Origin of the sequence: Aeromonas sp. R9-2 (genome assembly GCF_040908025.1) — a bacterium.
GTDB lineage: Bacteria > Pseudomonadota > Gammaproteobacteria > Enterobacterales > Aeromonadaceae > Aeromonas > Aeromonas veronii.
On the sequence record NZ_JBFOCX010000006.1, the window covers coordinates 39,309 to 56,267 of the forward strand.

Annotated in this window: 16 protein-coding genes; 3 read left to right on the forward strand and 13 right to left on the reverse strand. The window is 56.7% G+C overall.

The window, feature by feature from the left end:
• Positions 1–14: 14 nt before the first annotated feature.
• The 13 genes from atpD to mioC form a co-directional block, all read right to left on the reverse strand.
• Positions 15–1,403, reverse strand: a complete 1,389-nt coding sequence (gene atpD, locus AB5Y71_RS01325) for a F0F1 ATP synthase subunit beta (protein WP_005339344.1) — start codon at positions 1,401–1,403, stop codon at positions 15–17.
• Positions 1,404–1,436: 33 nt separating this feature from the next.
• Complete coding sequence (gene atpG / locus AB5Y71_RS01330; protein WP_005339343.1) at positions 1,437–2,303, reverse strand: F0F1 ATP synthase subunit gamma; 867 nt, start codon at positions 2,301–2,303, stop codon at positions 1,437–1,439.
• Between the two features lie 43 nt (positions 2,304–2,346).
• Entirely contained in the window at positions 2,347–3,888 is a 1,542-nt protein-coding gene (gene atpA / locus AB5Y71_RS01335; RefSeq protein WP_005339342.1) for a F0F1 ATP synthase subunit alpha, read from the reverse strand.
• Positions 3,889–3,903: 15 nt separating this feature from the next.
• Entirely contained in the window at positions 3,904–4,437 is a 534-nt protein-coding gene (gene atpH, locus AB5Y71_RS01340) for a F0F1 ATP synthase subunit delta (RefSeq protein ID WP_005339341.1), read from the reverse strand.
• A gap of 13 nt (positions 4,438–4,450) precedes the next feature.
• Complete coding sequence (gene atpF, locus AB5Y71_RS01345; protein ID WP_005339336.1) at positions 4,451–4,921, reverse strand: F0F1 ATP synthase subunit B; 471 nt, start codon at positions 4,919–4,921, stop codon at positions 4,451–4,453.
• Between the two features lie 54 nt (positions 4,922–4,975).
• Positions 4,976–5,218, reverse strand: coding sequence for a F0F1 ATP synthase subunit C (gene atpE / locus AB5Y71_RS01350; protein ID WP_005307205.1), 243 nt, complete (start codon positions 5,216–5,218; stop codon positions 4,976–4,978).
• Positions 5,219–5,276: 58 nt separating this feature from the next.
• Positions 5,277–6,059: a F0F1 ATP synthase subunit A gene (gene atpB / locus AB5Y71_RS01355; RefSeq protein WP_005339335.1), complete on the reverse strand. Its 783-nt coding sequence runs from the start codon at positions 6,057–6,059 to the stop codon at positions 5,277–5,279.
• An 8-nt stretch (positions 6,060–6,067) separates the two neighbouring features.
• Positions 6,068–6,478 carry an ATP synthase subunit I gene (locus AB5Y71_RS01360; protein ID WP_019445506.1) on the reverse strand — a complete coding sequence of 137 codons (411 nt, stop codon included), beginning with the start codon at positions 6,476–6,478 and terminating at the stop codon, positions 6,068–6,070.
• Between the two features lie 190 nt (positions 6,479–6,668).
• A complete protein-coding gene (locus AB5Y71_RS01365; RefSeq protein ID WP_005342343.1) occupies positions 6,669–7,577 on the reverse strand; it encodes a ParB/RepB/Spo0J family partition protein in 909 nt (302 codons plus the stop codon).
• Positions 7,574–8,377, reverse strand: coding sequence for a ParA family protein (locus AB5Y71_RS01370; protein ID WP_005357226.1), 804 nt, complete (start codon positions 8,375–8,377; stop codon positions 7,574–7,576). Before AB5Y71_RS01370 ends, AB5Y71_RS01365 begins: the two co-directional genes overlap by 4 nt.
• A 26-nt stretch (positions 8,378–8,403) precedes the next feature.
• Positions 8,404–9,030: a 16S rRNA (guanine(527)-N(7))-methyltransferase RsmG gene (gene rsmG, locus AB5Y71_RS01375; RefSeq protein WP_123174231.1), complete on the reverse strand. Its 627-nt coding sequence runs from the start codon at positions 9,028–9,030 to the stop codon at positions 8,404–8,406.
• 8 nt (positions 9,031–9,038) lie between these two features.
• Positions 9,039–10,928, reverse strand: a complete 1,890-nt coding sequence (gene mnmG, locus AB5Y71_RS01380) for a tRNA uridine-5-carboxymethylaminomethyl(34) synthesis enzyme MnmG (RefSeq protein ID WP_005357220.1) — start codon at positions 10,926–10,928, stop codon at positions 9,039–9,041.
• 508 nt (positions 10,929–11,436) lie between these two features.
• Entirely contained in the window at positions 11,437–11,886 is a 450-nt protein-coding gene (gene mioC, locus AB5Y71_RS01385; protein ID WP_033138545.1) for an FMN-binding protein MioC, read from the reverse strand.
• A gap of 396 nt (positions 11,887–12,282) precedes the next feature.
• Between mioC and AB5Y71_RS01390 the strand changes: the two genes are divergently transcribed.
• The 3 genes from AB5Y71_RS01390 (at position 12,283) to AB5Y71_RS01400 (ending at position 16,943) form a co-directional block, all read left to right on the forward strand.
• On the forward strand, positions 12,283–14,406 hold the full coding sequence (locus AB5Y71_RS01390; RefSeq protein ID WP_368170821.1) for a TonB-dependent siderophore receptor: 2,124 nt from the start codon (positions 12,283–12,285) through the stop codon (positions 14,404–14,406).
• Between the two features lie 79 nt (positions 14,407–14,485).
• Entirely contained in the window at positions 14,486–16,132 is a 1,647-nt protein-coding gene (locus tag AB5Y71_RS01395; protein ID WP_368170822.1) for a multidrug ABC transporter permease/ATP-binding protein, read from the forward strand.
• Positions 16,133–16,178: 46 nt separating this feature from the next.
• Positions 16,179–16,943 (forward strand): ATP-binding cassette domain-containing protein, encoded by a 765-nt coding sequence (locus tag AB5Y71_RS01400; protein WP_076494161.1) that lies wholly within the window; start codon positions 16,179–16,181, stop codon positions 16,941–16,943.
• Positions 16,944–16,959: the final 16 nt, after the last annotated feature.

Consider the following 16,959-nt stretch of genomic DNA (forward strand, 5'->3'; position numbering starts at 1 on the left):
CCTCCTGTCGAGGCTTACAGTTTCTTGGATTTCTCAACGACTTCGTCGATACCGCCAACCATGTAGAACGCCTGCTCGGGCAGATCGTCATACTCGCCTTTCAGGATGCCCTGGAAACCACGAATGGTCTCTTTCAGCGGCACGTATTTACCCGGAGAACCGGTAAACACTTCTGCTACGAAGAACGGCTGGGACAGGAAACGCTCGATCTTACGGGCACGGGCTACGGTCAGTTTGTCTTCTTCTGACAGTTCATCCATACCCAGGATGGCGATGATGTCCTTCAGCTCTTTGTAGCGCTGCAGTACGGTCTGAACGCCACGAGCGGTCTCGTAGTGCTCTTTGCCAACCACCAGCGGATCCAGCTGACGAGAGGTAGAGTCCAGCGGGTCAACGGCCGGGTAGATACCCAGTGCCGCGATTTGACGGGACAGTACGACGGTCGCATCCAGGTGGGCGAAGGTGGTCGCCGGAGACGGGTCGGTCAAGTCATCCGCAGGCACGTAAACGGCCTGTACGGAGGTGATGGAACCGGTCTTGGTGGAGGTGATACGTTCTTGCAGAACACCCATCTCCTCAGCCAAGGTCGGCTGGTAACCTACTGCGGAAGGCATACGGCCCAGCAGTGCGGATACTTCAGTACCGGCCAGGGTGTAACGGTAGATGTTGTCCACGAAGAACAGCACGTCACGACCTTCGTCACGGAACTTCTCGGCCATGGTCAGGCCAGTCAGCGCAACGCGCAGACGGTTTCCGGGCGGCTCGTTCATCTGACCGTAAACCAGAGATACTTTGTCCAGTACGTTGGACTCCATCATCTCGTGGTAGAAGTCGTTACCCTCACGGGTACGCTCACCAACACCGGCGAACACAGAGTAACCACTGTGCTCGATCGCGATGTTACGGATCAGCTCCATCATGTTTACGGTTTTGCCTACACCGGCACCACCGAACAGACCAACTTTACCACCCTTGGCGAACGGGCATACCAAGTCGATAACCTTGATGCCGGTCTCCAGCAGATCGTTGCTGTTGGACTGATCTTCGTAGCTGGGGGCCGCGCGGTGGATAGACCAGCACTCTTCTTCACCGATCGGACCTTTTTCGTCGATTGGCTCGCCCAGTACGTTCATGATCCGACCCAGAGTCGCAGTACCGACCGGAACCTGGATGGATTTACCGCTATTCACTACTTCCAACCCACGACGCAGACCGTCGGAGGAGCCCATGGTGATGCAACGAACGACGCCGCCACCGATCTGTTGCTGAACTTCCAGCACCAGACCCTGGCCTTGACCTTCGCTAACGACCTTCAGTGCATCGTACACCTGGGGCACGGCATTCTGCGGGAACTCGATGTCCACCACAGCGCCGATGATTTGGACGATGAAACCGTTACTCATGTCAAATCCTCTAAACCTTTGATAACCCTTGCCTTACACCGCAGCAGCACCGGATACGATCTCTGTAAGCTCCTGGGTAATACTGGCCTGACGGGCCTTGTTGTATACCAGTTGCAGATCGTTAATCAGGTTACCGGCGTTGTCAGTCGCGGCTTGCATGGCAACCATTCGGGCTGCCTGTTCACTTGCCAAGTTTTCCACTACACCCTGGTAAACCTGAGATTCGACGTAGCGAACCAGCAGGGTATCCAGCAGCTTCTTGGGATCCGGCTCATAGAGGTAATCCCAGTGGTGTTTCTTGGCGAGCTTGCTGTCTTCAGTTACGGGCAAAGGCAGCAGTTGATCGACCCGTGGTTGCTGCACCATGGTGTTGACGAACTTGTTGTACACCAGATACAGCTTGTCAATCTCACCGTTGTCGTAAGCCTTCAGCATGACCTTGACTGAACCAATCAGGTCATTGACGCTCGGACTATCGCCCAGTCCTGCGACATGAGCTTTAACCTTGGCGCCGTGCCGTTCAAAGAAGTTGGAGGCCTTGTTACCGATCAGTGCCAGGTCAACCTTGGCACCTTTCGCGCTCCATTGCTTCATATCATTGAGGGCAGCCTTGAACAGGTTGATGTTCAGACCACCACACAGGCCACGGTCGGTGGAGACGACGATGTAACCCACTCGCTTGACCTCACGTTCGATGAGGTAGGGGTGCTTGTATTCCAAGTTCCCCTGAGCGATATGGCCGATCACCTTGCGCATGGTTTCAGCGTACGGACGGCTGGCAGACATGCGTTCCTGCGCACGGCGCATTTTGCTTGCTGCCACCATTTCCATAGCGCCGGTGATCTTCTGAGTGTTTTTCACACTCCCGATCTTGTTACGTATCTCTTTTGCGCCGGCCATCTCTTACTCTCCATCAAGTGGCAGCTCACGCTGCCACACACGCTTACCAGGTCTGGGTTGCTTTGAAGCTATCCAGCAACGCAGTCAGCTTGCCAACGATCGCGTCGTTGTAGTCGGCTTTGGCATTGATTTCAGCCATCAGCTCGGCATGCTGGGTATTGGCGTAAGAGAGCAGAGCGGCTTCGAAGTCGACGATTTTGTTCAGCTCGACATCGGAGAGATAGCCTTTCTCGGCGGCGAACAGCACCAGAGACTGGTGAGCCACGCTCAGCGGAGAGTACTGCTTCTGCTTCATCAGCTCGGTCACTTTCACACCGTGATCCAGCTGCTTGCGAGTCGCCTCGTCCAGATCGGAAGAGAACTGGGCGAATGCCGCCAGTTCGCGATACTGGGCCAGCGCGGTACGGATACCACCGGACAGCTTCTTGACGATCTTGGTTTGAGCAGCACCACCTACACGGGATACGGAGATACCCGGGTCAACCGCCGGACGAATACCGGAGTTGAACAACTGTGAAGTCAGGAAGATCTGACCATCGGTGATGGAGATCACGTTGGTCGGAACGAACGCAGATACGTCACCCGCCTGGGTTTCGATGATCGGCAGCGCAGTCAAAGAACCGGTTTTGCCTTTCACTTCACCCTTGGTGAACTTCTCTACGTACTCGGCGTTAACGCGAGCAGCACGCTCCAGCAGACGGGAGTGCAGATAGAAAACGTCACCCGGGTAAGCTTCACGTCCTGGCGGACGGCGCAGCAGCAGGGAGATCTGGCGATAAGCTACGGCTTGCTTGGACAGGTCATCATAGATGATCAGCGCATCTTCACCGCGGTCACGGAAGTACTCACCCATGGAGCAACCGGCATACGGAGCCAGGTACTGCAGAGCAGCCGCTTCGGAGGCAGAGGCAACCACCACGATGGTGTTGGCCAGGGCACCGTGCTCTTCCAGCTTGCGCACCACGTTGGCGATGGTGGAGGCCTTCTGGCCAATCGCAACGTAGACACACTTAATGCCGGAATCTTTCTGGTTGATGATGGTGTCGATCGCGATGGCGGTCTTACCAACCTGACGGTCACCGATGATCAGCTCACGCTGGCCACGACCGATTGGGATCATGGCATCGATGGCTTTCAGACCGGTCTGGACCGGCTGGTCAACAGACTTACGCTCGATAACGCCCGGTGCGATCACTTCGATCGGCGAGAAGCCGTCGTTGTCGATCGGACCTTTACCGTCGATCGGCTGACCCAGGGTGTTCAACACCCGGCCCAACAGACCACGACCTACCGGCACTTCCAGAATACGGCCAGTACCTTTTACTTTCATTCCTTCTGACAGACCGTCATAGGAACCCATAATCACCGCACCGACGGAGTCACGCTCCAGGTTCAATGCCAGAGCGTAGCGGTTGCCCGGCAGCTCGATCATCTCACCCTGCATGGCATCAGCCAGGCCGTGAATACGAATGATACCGTCGCTCACAGAGACGATAGTACCTTCGTTACGCGCTTCGCTCTTTACATCAAACTGCGCAATGCGCTGCTTGATCAGCTCGGCGATTTCAGTGGAATTCAGTTGCATGCTCTAATACCCCAATCAAGATTGCAGCGCGTCAGCCATGCGATCCAGCTTACCGCGGACTGTGCCGTCGATTACCAGATCACCGGCCTTGATGAGCACCCCGGCCATCAAGGACGCATCGATGCTGCAATTCAGCTTCACTTTGCGCGCGAGACGTTGTTCCAGAGAAGCCTGAATATTGGCTTTCTGCTGGTCGGTCAGTTCGATCGCCGAAATCACGTCAGCCTGAACCTCTTTATCCAGTTCAGCTTTGAACGCTACAAATTCAGCAACGACCGCCGGCAGCACACCCAAGCGACCATTCTCGGCCATCACCCGGATCAGGTTCTGGCCATGCACGTCGAGTTGCTCACCGCAGACACCGACAAACAGCGTTGCCAGCTCTTCGGCGGCCACAGAGCCGTTTACCAGGTTGTGCATGGTCTCGTTTTCCACTACTTGCGCAGCGAAACCGAGCATACCCAGCCACTGGTCAACCGCCTTGTGCTCAACGGCAAACTCGAAAGCAGCCTTGGCGTAGGGGCGAGCGATTGTAGTCAGTTCAGACATAGCCCCGTTCCCGTTACAGTTCTGCTACCAGTTTGTCGACGATGTCGCTGTTGGCAGCCTGGTCGATTTGACGCGCCAGGATCTTCTCTGCACCAGCAATGGCAAGAGCAGCAACCTGCTTACGCAGTTCTTCTTTGGCACGATGACGTTCAGCTTCGATCTCGGCACGGCCCTGAGCCAGGATTTTTTCCCGCTCAGACTGGGCACCAGCGGCAGCTTCATCAATGATCTGGGCTTTACGTTTGTTAGCCTGCTCAATGATTTCAGCAGCCTGCAGCTTGGCTTCTTTCAGCTGATCGGTGGCATTGGCCTTGGCCAAATCCAGATCTTTCTTGGCACGTTCGGCAGAAGAGAGACCGTCAGCAATAGCTTTCTGACGGGCTTCGATGGCTGCAATCAGCGGCGGCCATACGTACTTCATGCAAAACACTACGAAGAAGAAAAAAGCAATTGCTTGGCCGAGGAGGGTGGCATTGATATTCACAGCCGATGTCCTCTTAAGTTAGTTAATGGGTTATGCCTGGAGAGTCGTAACGACTTAGCCAGCAACCGCAAACATCACGTACAGACCCAGACCAACGGCGATCATCGGGATCGCATCCACCAGACCCATTACGATGAAGAACTGGGTACGCAGAACAGGGATCAGATCCGGTTGACGAGCAGCACCTTCCAGGAACTTGCCACCCAGGATACCGATACCGATGGAAGCGCCGATAGCAGCCAGACCCATCATCATTGCAGCAGCGATGTACAGCAGGTCCATGTTCAAGTTTTCCATGAGGATCTCCAGTTATTTAGATGTAATTGATTGTATAAAAAGGATTATTTGAGTTGCATCAACCATGGTCTTCCTGCGCCATCGACAGATAGACGATGGTCAGAACCATGAAAATGAATGCCTGCAAAGTGATGATCAGGATGTGGAAAATTGCCCAAGGCACGGACAGGATCCACTGTGACCACCAGGGTAACAAACCCGCAATCAGGATAAAGATCAGTTCGCCAGCATACATGTTGCCGAACAGTCGAAGACCCAGAGAAACAGGTTTGGAAATCAGCGTAACAGTTTCCAGGATGAGGTTAACCGGGATGGCCGCCGGGTGGTTGAAAGGCTGAAGCGTCAGCTCCTTCACAAACCCGCCGATACCCTTGACCTTGATGCTGTAATACAGGATCAAGAAGAACACGCCCAAAGCCATGGACATGGTGATGTTAACGTCAGCAGAGGGAACCACACGCAGATAGGGAATACCCATCAATTGTGCAGCGTGAGGGATAAAGTCAACGGGGATCAGATCCATGAAGTTCATCAGGAAGATCCACACAAACACCGTCAGCCCCAAAGGTGCGATGACCTTGTTGCGACCGTGAAAGATGTCTTTGACGTTACCATTCACAAACTCGACCAGCATCTCCACAAAGCACTGCAGCTTACCCGGCACCCCGCTGGTAGCGTTAACGGCTACTTTGCGGAAAAGCAGGATAAACAGGGCGCCTAGCACGACGGAAAATACCATTGAGTCGATATTGACCGTCCAGAACCCGGACCCGACTTGAAGGTGGGTCAGGTGGTGGGAGATATATCCCTGAGGAGTCAGGACTTCTCCGGTTGCAGACATGAGTTTTCCTAATAGTGGTTGTTAAGCGTGAATGAAACCATCCACTGTACAACGAGGGCGAGGATATAAGTGGCGAAAAACGAGACGGTAACGACCTCGACTCCCGCACCAAACATCAGGGCGAATAGACCTGTTGTAGAAATGAGCTTAATCCCTGCCCCACCATAAAAGTCCCGCAAAACCAGGCCCACACTCTCGGTTGTCACCTTGCGGCGCAGCACCCAGACAGTAAACAAGGCTTGAGGAACCCAGTACATCCCCCCTCCGTAGAGGGCGGAATAACCGGCGCTGGCACCAGTCAGGTAAAACCAGACGGCACTCATCGCCAGGATCAGGATGAGCTGACAAACGAGCATAACCAAGGCCAGTGTCAAACCTTCCAAGGCTATTTTCTGCTTCACCAACCTACCCCTGAACATTACAGAACTGTAAAAAATCGGGATCCGAAGACCCCATGTTAACAGCTCTTAAAGCCGGTCAAATTATACCCTTGAGGGCAGCTATTGCAATATGACAAAAATCCTTAATTTTTGCGGCTTTCCGCGGCAAATCAGGGTTATGGTCATATCAAAAGGAATGGATGTTTTATTACTACAAAAAGCGTAAAAATCACGATTCCGACACGCCAAAATAGCCCAATATACGGTCCAAATCGGACAAATTCTCGTAACTTATTACTAACTTCCCGCTATCCCGCTTGCCAGGCTGAAGTTGCACCTGATTGCCAATTTTTTCTGCCAGTTGGCGCTCCAGGTAGCCGATCTGCGGATCACGGGCCGGTTCGACCCTGGCTTTTGCCGGTTCGAGCGCTTTTTGCACCAGCTTCTCGGTATCGCGTACGGTCAGCCCCTTCTGGGCAACCAGCTTGGCCAGTTCAGACTGGGCCTGGCCGCTCAGGGCCAGCAGGGCACGGGCATGGCCCATATCGAGGTCGCCATGTTCAACGAAACGCTTCACATCGTCGTTGAGCTGGTTAAGACGCAGCAGGTTGGTCACCGTGGTGCGGGACTTACCCACCGCCTCGGCCACCTGCTGGTGGGTGAGTTCGAATTCGGTCAGCAGTCTTTGTAGAGCGACCGCCTCTTCGATGGCATTGAGGTCTTCCCGCTGAATATTCTCAATCAGCGCGATGGCGACGGCAGCCTCATCGGGTACATCCTTGACGATGCAGGGCACCACCTCGAGCCGCGCCAGCTGGGACGCGCGCCAGCGCCGCTCACCGGCGATGATTTCGAAGGATTGTTCGCCGAGAGGGCGTACCACGATGGGCTGGATCACCCCTTGGGCGCGGATGGAGTTGGCAAGCTCTTCCAGTGCATCCTGGGACATGTCCTTGCGGGGCTGGTACTTGCCGGACTGCAACCACTCCACCGGCAGCTTGCGCAGCTCGCCCTGATTGGTGGGGGCCATGGCCTCTTCAGTACGTTGATCGCTCATCACCTGTTTCTGGCGGGCAGCCGTGCTGGTACTGAGCAGGGCATCCAGCCCCTTGCCCAGTCCACGTTTTTTCGGAGTCATATGCTCTCTCGGTCTGCGATGGTCGCCTGACGTTCCTGCTCCTGGCGGCGCAGGATCTCGCCAGCCAGTGCCAAGTAGGCCTTGGCGCCCACCGATGATTTGTCATAGTGCATGGCCGGGGCACCGAAACTCGGGGCCTCAGCCAGTCTAACGTTGCGGGGAATGATGGTGCGGTAGACTTTGTCGCCAAAGTGCTGTTTTAGCTGATCGGACACATCATTGGCCAGCCGGTTGCGGTGATCGAACATGGTGCGCAGCACCCCTTCGATCTTGAGCTCCGGATTGACCACGGCGGCCAGCTTGCTGATGGTGTCGACCAGGGCGGTGAGCCCCTCCAGCGCGTAATATTCGCACTGCATGGGCACCAGCACGGAGTCGGCGGCGGCCATGGCGTTCACGGTCAGCATGTTGAGAGAGGGCGGGCAGTCGATGAAGACGTAGTCGTATTTGTCCCGCACCGAGGCCAGCGCATTGCGCAGGCGGATTTCGCGGGCGAAAAATTCCATCAGACGGATTTCGGCCGCGGTCACGTCGGCGTTGGCGGCAATCAGGTGATAGCCCCCGGTGGTTTCGGGGATGATCACTTCGCTGATGGGGGCATCCTCGATCAGCAGCTCATAGGCGGTGCGTTCGACATCATACTTGTCGACACCGCTGCCCATGGTGGCATTGCCCTGCGGATCCAGATCGATCACCAGCACCTTGCGCCGGGTGGCAGCCATGGAGGCTGCCAGATTCACACAGGTGGTGGTTTTACCCACTCCCCCCTTCTGGTTGGCTATGGCGATGACTTTTCCCACACGATCCCCTAAATGAAACTGCGACCCTATTCGGGCTGGATATGTTTGAATTCCAGCAGATGACGTTCGCCTTCCAGCTCCGGCACCCGCAACTCATGACAGGCTACCAGACGGATATTGGCAGGCAACTGGGCCAGCTCCTGCTCGGGATATTGTCCCTTGAGTGCCAGGAAGCAGCCCTGCTCTGACGGCAGGTGGTGACACCAGCTCAGCATGTCCTCCAGCGAGGCAAATGCCCGACTCAGTACACCATCAAATCCCACCTCGGGTTGATACTCTTCAACCCGGGATTTGACCGGCGTCACATTGGTCAGACCCAGCTCCTGGATCACCTGACGGATGAAGTTGATCCGCTTGCCCAGACTGTCGAGCAGGACGAACTGCTTGTCCGGATTGATGATCGCCAGCGGCAATCCCGGCAGGCCGGGACCTGTCCCCACGTCGATGAAGCGCTCACCGTGCAAGTGGGGGCTTACCACCAGGCTATCGAGGATATGCTTGACCAGCATGGCATCCGGCTCTCGCACCGAGGTGAGATTGTAAGCCTTGTTCCACTTGTGCAGCAACTCGACCAACTGCACCAGTTGGCTCTTTTGGGTATCGGTGATAACAATTTCGGCCTGCTTGAGCAGGCCGTTCAATCTTTCCAGCATGGGATTCCTCAGGCGGTTTTACGCAGCAGGCCGTGTTTTTTCAGGTGAACCAGCAGGATGGAGATGGCCGCCGGGGTGATACCGGAGATGCGGGAAGCCTGACCAATGGTCTGCGGCTTGGCATCGTTCAACTTGGCTTTCACCTCGTTGGAGAGGCCGTTCACCTCGCGATAGTCCAGATCCAGCGGCAGCAGGGTGTTTTCGTTGCGCAGCTGCTTCTCCACTTCATCGTGCTGACGCTCGATGTAACCGGCGTACTTGATCTGGATCTCAACCTGTTCGGCCGCGGCAGGATCGGTCACGGAAGGACCGACACCTTCGATGGCCATCAGCGCATCATAGGTCACCTCGGGGCGACGCAGCAGCTCTTCCAGACTCTGTTCGCGGGTCAGCGGGGTGTTGACCAGGGCGTTGACCGCTTCCAGTGACGGATGTTGCGGGTGGATCCAGGTTGAACGCATGCGCTGACGCTCCAGCTCGACCTGTTCCATCTTGGCGTTGAATTTGCTCCAGCGCTCGTCATCCACCAGACCCAGCTCGCGACCGATGGCGGTCAGGCGGATATCAGCGTTATCTTCCCGCAGCAGCAGGCGATATTCGGCGCGGCTGGTGAACATGCGGTAAGGCTCGCGGGTCCCCAGAGTGGAGAGATCGTCCATCATCACGCCCATGTAGGCCTGATCCCGACGCGGGTTCCAGGGATCCTTGTCTTGGGCACGCAGGGCCGCGTTCAGGCCGGCCATCAGGCCTTGCGCCGCCGCCTCTTCGTAACCGGTCGTGCCGTTGATCTGGCCAGCGAAGAACAGGTTTGGAATGCACTTGCTCTCCATGTTGGCCTTGAGATCCCGCGGATCGAAGAAATCGTACTCGATGGCATAGCCGGGGCGGGTGATGTGGGCGTTCTCGAAGCCGCGCACGGAACGGACGATCTGCACCTGCACGTCAAACGGCAGGCTGGTGGAGATCCCGTTCGGATAGAGTTCGTGGGTGGTCAGGCCTTCCGGTTCGACGAAGATCTGGTGCGCCGTCTTGTCGGCGAAACGGGTGATCTTGTCTTCGATCGACGGGCAGTAGCGCGGGCCGATCCCTTCGATCACCCCGGCGTACATGGGGCTGCGATCCAGGTTATTGCGGATCACCTCGTGGGTACGCTCGTTGGTGTGGGTGACGTAGCAAGGCACCTGACGGGGATGCTGACTGGCATTGCCGATAAACGAGAAGACCGGACGCGGATCGTCGCCGTGCTGTTCCTGCATGACGGAGAAATCGACGCTGCGAGCATCGATGCGCGGCGGGGTGCCAGTCTTGAGACGATCGATGCGCAGCGGCAGTTCACGCAGGCGCTGGGCCAGGGCGATCGAGGGAGGATCCCCGGCACGGCCGCCCTTGTAGTTCTCCATCCCGATATGGATCAAACCATTCAGGAAGGTACCGACCGTCAGCACCACAGTCTTGCCGCTGATGCGGATCCCGCTCTGGGTGACCACACCGGCAACACGATCCCCGTCCATGATCAGATCGTCACAGGCCTGCTGGAAGATCTTCAGGTTCGGGTAATTCTCCAGCATCTGGCGAACGACGGCCTTGTAGAGCAGGCGATCCGCCTGGGCACGAGTGGCTCGCACCGCCGGGCCCTTGGAGGAGTTGAGGGTGCGGAACTGGATCCCGCCAAGATCGATGGCACGCGCCATGATCCCGCCGAGAGCGTCAACTTCTCTGACCAGGTGTCCCTTGCCGATCCCGCCGATCGCCGGATTACAGGACATGTGTCCCAGCGTATCGATATTGTGGGTCAGCAACAGGGTGTTCATGCCCATGCGGGCTGCCGCTGTTGCTGCTTCGGTTCCGGCATGACCGCCACCGACGACGATCACATCAAATTGTTCATGGTATTGCATTGGGATCACCTTGATCTGCACGCCTGAAGATCTTTATTTGCCTGGGCTAAAGGGCGGAACATTCTATCTGTTTCGCGTCCTGAGGGGAACGTCTACTTAACGTTCAGTATGAAGGGAGGATCCACTAATTAGATCTTAAGGATCTTTAGATCGATCTTTTACTGGATCTCTTATTAGGATCCGCCCTTTCTGTTGATAAGCACTTTTTGATCATAAAGATCATTAATTTAAGGACGATCCTAGCTTGTGGAAAAGCTTGGATCCTGGCCCGGTGAACGAGGGGATAACCAGGACTTTTATACACAGAGGTCTGTTGGTCTGGATCTAATACATGGATAACTATAGGTTTTGCAGAGCTTTACATCGTAGTTATGCACATTACCCCTGGGCGTTGTGGGTAACCTTGTAGAACAACTCCCCCGGATCAATCTGTTAATAACATGGTGGATAGTCGATCTGGGGATAAGTGGGGAGATCAAGCTTTTTTTCAGGATCTCCCGCACTCTGATCAGGCGATCATCGTCATCCAGTCGCGGATCCACACTTCTGCGGCATCTTCGGGGATCTCGTGTTGGGTCACATCGATGTCGAGCCGCTCGCCGATCCGGCTGGCACCGCACTCGGCCAGCAGGCGATCCAGCGTCTTGCCACCCTGGCAAAAGGTGTCATAACTGCTGTCACCAAGGGCGATCACGCCATATTTCAATGAATTAAGATCCGGATGCTGCTCGGCAAGATCCTTGGCGAAGGGTTGCAGGTTGTCGGGCACATCCCCGGCACCATGGGTGGAAGTGACCACCAGCAGGATGGATCCCGCATCATCCAGCACCTCTGCCAGCTTGGCCGGGTTGTGGATCCGGGTCTGGTGGCCAGCCTGTTCCAGCAGGTTGGCGACGTGGTCTGCGACATATTCGGCGGCGCCCAGCATGGAGCCGACGACGAGATTGAGTTTGGCCATGGAATGGATCCTGATTTCAGACAAAGAAACGGAAAGCCGGATTCTACCGCCAAAGGGTGTGGATAAATATGGATAAAGCTTGGGGATAATGGATCCAGTCAGATAATGCCACCGGATCCATCCTGCCGATCTTTTTTCTGCTTCTTTAAATTCCTCTCCATTTTCTTCTCCGCTCATAGCTCTCCTGATGGCTCCCATCTCCCGCGGAATCCTGCCAACGATGCAGTCAGATAACAATGTAGATGCAAATGATTAGCAATTATTGAATCGATTCGATCACGGCTCCTGTAGTAGGATTGCGCTGCTTTATTCGCCCATGGAACAGGGTGATGTCGTGACAAACGACCACAAATAACAATTAAAACAACATAACTCATTGATAAACGAGACTTTAATATGATTGCGCAAAAATACACTACAGGACCCGGCAAGAAGGGCGCCTTCGGCGTGCTTTCGCTCTCCGGTTTGCTCGTCTCCCTGCCGCTGATGGCCGAACAAACCACCGCTGAGCTGCCCAAAGCCAGCGAAACCATGGTGGTGACCGGTACGGCCATGAAGGTTGAAGTGCCGATGGCAGAGACCCCTCGCGCCGTCTCCGTGGTTAATCGCGAGGAGCTGGATCAGCACGCCGTGTTGCAGCTGGATGAAGCGATTCGCTACCGTTCCGGTGTATTGACCGGCCTCTATGGCTCCGACAACAACACCGACTGGTTCAAGGTGCGTGGCTTCGATGCTGCTTCCTATCTCGATGGAAGCATCCTGTTTGGCTCTGGTTACTATCTTTGGACGCCTGAACCGTTCGGCCTGGAGAGTCTGGAAGTGCTGAAGGGGCCCGCTTCAATGCTCTACGGCGTAGCGCCTCCGGGCGGGGTGATCAATGCCATCAGCAAGCGACCGACCACCACGCCGCAAGGGCTGGTGGATCTGCAGCTTGGCAGCCGGGATCATCGTCAGGTCGGGGTGGACGTCTCTGATGCGCTCTCCGACAACAGCCGCTACCGCATGGTTGCTCTCTATAAAGAGCGTGATGGGGTGCTTACCGGTACTTACAACGATCGGGTTTATCTGGCGCCGAGCGTCACCTTCGATCTTTCGGATCGTACCAGCCTGACCCTGCTGGCCAGTTTCCTGCACGACGAAGGAGTCCCGACCAACGGCTTCTTCCCGGTCTATGGCACCCTGAATACGTCAGGTGGCCAGATTGATCCCTCCACCAACCTGAGCCAGCCGGATTACGATCGCAACCGCAATACCCAGCTCTCCACCGGTTATGAGTTGGCCCACCAGCTCAACCAGAGCTGGGAGTTCAAGCAGAAGGTTCGGTTCAACTATAACGATCTGCTGCTGCGCCAGACCTATATCTATCCTTGGGCTGCCTGGCCCGCGACACCCGATGAAAATATGCCGGTTCGTGGCCGTGGCATGATCTATCGGGATGGCAATACCAAGAGTGCCACTATGGATAATCAGATGGTGGGCTACTGGAACACCGACAGCACCGAGCAGACCCTGCTGCTTGGGGTGGATCTGCAGCGTCATGTCAACAAGGGGATGGAAGCGGACTCATGGATGGGGACCATAGATACCCAGAATCCGGATTACAGCGGCTTCCCTGGATTTGATGAGTCAACTGCCACTTACCAGAAAACAACCATGGCTCAAGAGGGGATCTATGCCCAGCATCAGATCCGTTGGGACGATCGCTGGTTGCTGACAGGAGGTGGTCGCTTTGACTATGTCGAGACCCATAACATCAGCAAAACATATGATAGAGATGAAAAGCAGTACGATCATGCGCTATCCCTTTCCGGCAGCTTGATGTATCTGGCCGACAACGGCATCTCGCCATATCTTGCTTATTCTGAGTCGTTCTTGATGTTGCCCGGGATCGATCCGAATACCAAAACTTCATATAAATCCCGTGAGGGAAAATTGTATGAAGCAGGCGTCAAATATGCGCCAGCCTTCCTCGACGGTTACATCAATCTGGCGCTGTTCGATCTGGCCCAGACCAACTCGCTGGTCTCTACCGGTTCCGGCCAGCAGACCCAGGCGGGTGAAGTGACCTCTCAGGGGATTGAGCTGGAAGGGAGCGTGCAGGTGACCGATGCACTGCGTCTGACCGCTGCTTATACCTACACCGATGCCAAAACTAACGACACCGGCAGTGGCGATCGCCGTGCCAGCCTGATCCCGCGCCACCAGGCCTCCTTCTGGGGTAACTACAAGGTGCAGCAAGGGGTGGCTTCGGGTCTGGAGCTGGGGACCGGTGTGCGTTATATCGGTTCCAGTGTGGGTATTGGCGCCGTGAATGCGGACTATACCCCCATCTACGGCTCTGCCGAGGTGCCGGCCCATACCGTCTGGGATGCGATGATCGGGTATGACTTTGCCAAGAACTGGCGTGCCCAGCTCAACGTCAACAACCTGCTGGGTGAAACCTACGTGGCCAGTTGTGACTACTACTGCTACTACGGCGAGCCGCGCAGCGTAGTGGGCAGCATCAACTACCGCTGGTAATCGAAGTCGGGTGGGAACCGGGTTCCCGCCCTTCTTTTCACCCGCAGTTGTTCTGATCTCTCTGGAATACCGGTCCGTTATGGAACTCTTGTCTCTGGTTTATCGCCAATATCGTTGGCCCTTTATCACCATTACTCTGCTCAGTCTGCTCAGTGCCGTCAGCGGGATTGGCGTCATTGCTTTTATCAATCAGTCTCTTATCGAATCTATAGGTGATCCGCTGCCGATCCTCGGTCAGCTGGTCGGCCTGATTGTGTTGCTGCTGGTGATCACTCTCGGATCTCAGCTGGCCCTGACCACTCTCGGTCACCATTTTGTCTACCGGTTGCGTGGCCGTCTGCTCAAGCAACTGCTGGATAGCGATGTCGCCCGCATCCGCCAGATTGGTCAGGGGCCGCTGCTGGCCTCCCTCTCCAGCGATATCGGCCAGATCACCATCGCCTTCGTGCGCCTGCCTGAGCTGGTGCAGGGGCTGGTACTCACGCTGGGCTCTGCCCTCTATCTTGGCTGGCTCTCTCCTGCATTACTCGGGGTGACTGCGCTCTGGGTCACCGTCACCATGGTGGTGGGCTGGTTGCTGGTGAACCGTGTTTATCGCCATCTCTCCCACATGCGTCAGGCCGAAGATCGGCTCTATCAGAACTATCAGGCCATCATTGCGGGCAGCAAGGAGCTGGCGCTCAACCGCGAGCGGGCTCACTTCGTTTACCACCAGCTCTATGAGCAGAATGCCCGTGACTACCGCCAGCAGATCATCCGCGCCGACACCTATCACCTGAGCGCGGTGAACTGGTCGAATATCATGATGCTGGGGGCCATCGGTCTGGTCTTCTTTCTGGCCAACGGCCTTGGCTGGGCCAACACCAATGTGGCCGCCACCTTCGCCCTGACCCTGCTGTTCCTGCGCACCCCGCTGTTGCAGGGGATTGGCGCCCTGCCGACCCTGCTTGCCGCTCAGGTGGCGTTCGACAAGATCGCCGCCCTCAATCTGGCCGAGCCGGATGCGGACTTCCCGCTGCCGCCCGCCATGCGACCCTGGCAGCGTATCGAGTTGGAGCAGGTGAGCTTTCACTACCAGGGGGAGGGCGGTTTTGCCGTTGGCCCCATCGATCTGGTCATAGAAAAGGGGGAGCAGATCTTCATCATCGGTGGCAATGGCTCCGGCAAGTCGACCCTGGCCATGCTGCTGACCGGCCTTTACCAGCCGGTATCGGGCCGGATCCTGCTGGATGGTGAGCCGATCACCGATCGCAATGGCTATCTGGCGCTCTTCTCCGCCATCTTTACCGACTATCACCTGTTCCAGCACCTGCTGGGGCCGGAACCCAAGGATGAGCTGGTGGCCGAGTGGCTGGATCGGTTGCAGATGGGCAGCAAGCTCACCATCGAGGATGGCTTTATCACCGATATCGATCTCTCCCAAGGGCAGCGCAAGCGGGTCGCCCTGCTGCTGGCGCTGGCCGAGCAGCGCGAGGTGATGCTGTTTGACGAGTGGGCCGCGGATCAGGATCCCCAGTTCCGCCGCATCTTCTATCAGGTGCTGTTGCCGCGCCTCAAGGAGATGGGCAAGACGGTGATTGCCATCAGTCACGACGATCACTACTTCCCGCTGGCCGATCGCCTGCTGGAGATGCGTCAGGGCCAGCTCACCGAACTGACCGGCGCGCGCCGTACTGAGGTGAGCCGCGATGCGATCGCCCATCTGGATTGCGAGGTGCCGGCTTGATGCCGGCACCGATGAGACTGGCGGCAAGCCAGCACAGGAATTGCTTATGTTCGAGATGAAATCAGCCAGCTTCACGGTCAATGACCGCACGCTGCTGCACCCCACCGACCTGCGTTTCGAGCAGGGACAGGTCTATGGCCTCATCGGCCACAATGGGTCGGGCAAATCGACCCTGCTCAAGCTGCTGGCACGCCAGCAACCCCTCAGCGACGGCGAGATCCTGTTCGATGGCAAGCCGCTGCCTGACTGGGGCAACCGGGAGTTTGCCCGTCAGGTGGCCTATCTGCCCCAGCATCTGCCGAGCGCCGAGAATCTGCTCGGGCGGGAGCTGGTGGAGATGGGCCGCTACCCCTGGCGTGGCCTGCTGGGCCGGATGGGGGCGGAGGATCACCGTCAGGTCGATCGGGCTATCGCCCTTACCCATACTGAACGCTTTGCAGATCGGCTGGTGGATACCCTCTCTGGCGGAGAGCGGGGGCGGGTCTGGCTGGCGATGCTGCTGGCTCAGGAGAGCCGCTTCATCCTGCTGGACGAGCCGCTGGCCGCGCTGGATGTGGCCCATCAGGTGGAGGTGCTGACGCTCGTCAAGCAGTTGAGCCGTCAGCTGAACCTTGGGGTCATCATCGTCATTCACGACATCAATATGGCCTCCCGCTTCTGTGATCGGCTGGTGGCGCTCCACTCCGGCCGCCTGCTTACCCACGGCGAACCTGAGGGGCTCATGACCAGCGAGACCCTGCACGCCATCTATGGCATTCCGATGGAGGTCATTCGCCACCCGGCTCATGCTCATCCCATCGCCATCGTCTGACCGGGGGGCCCTCTTG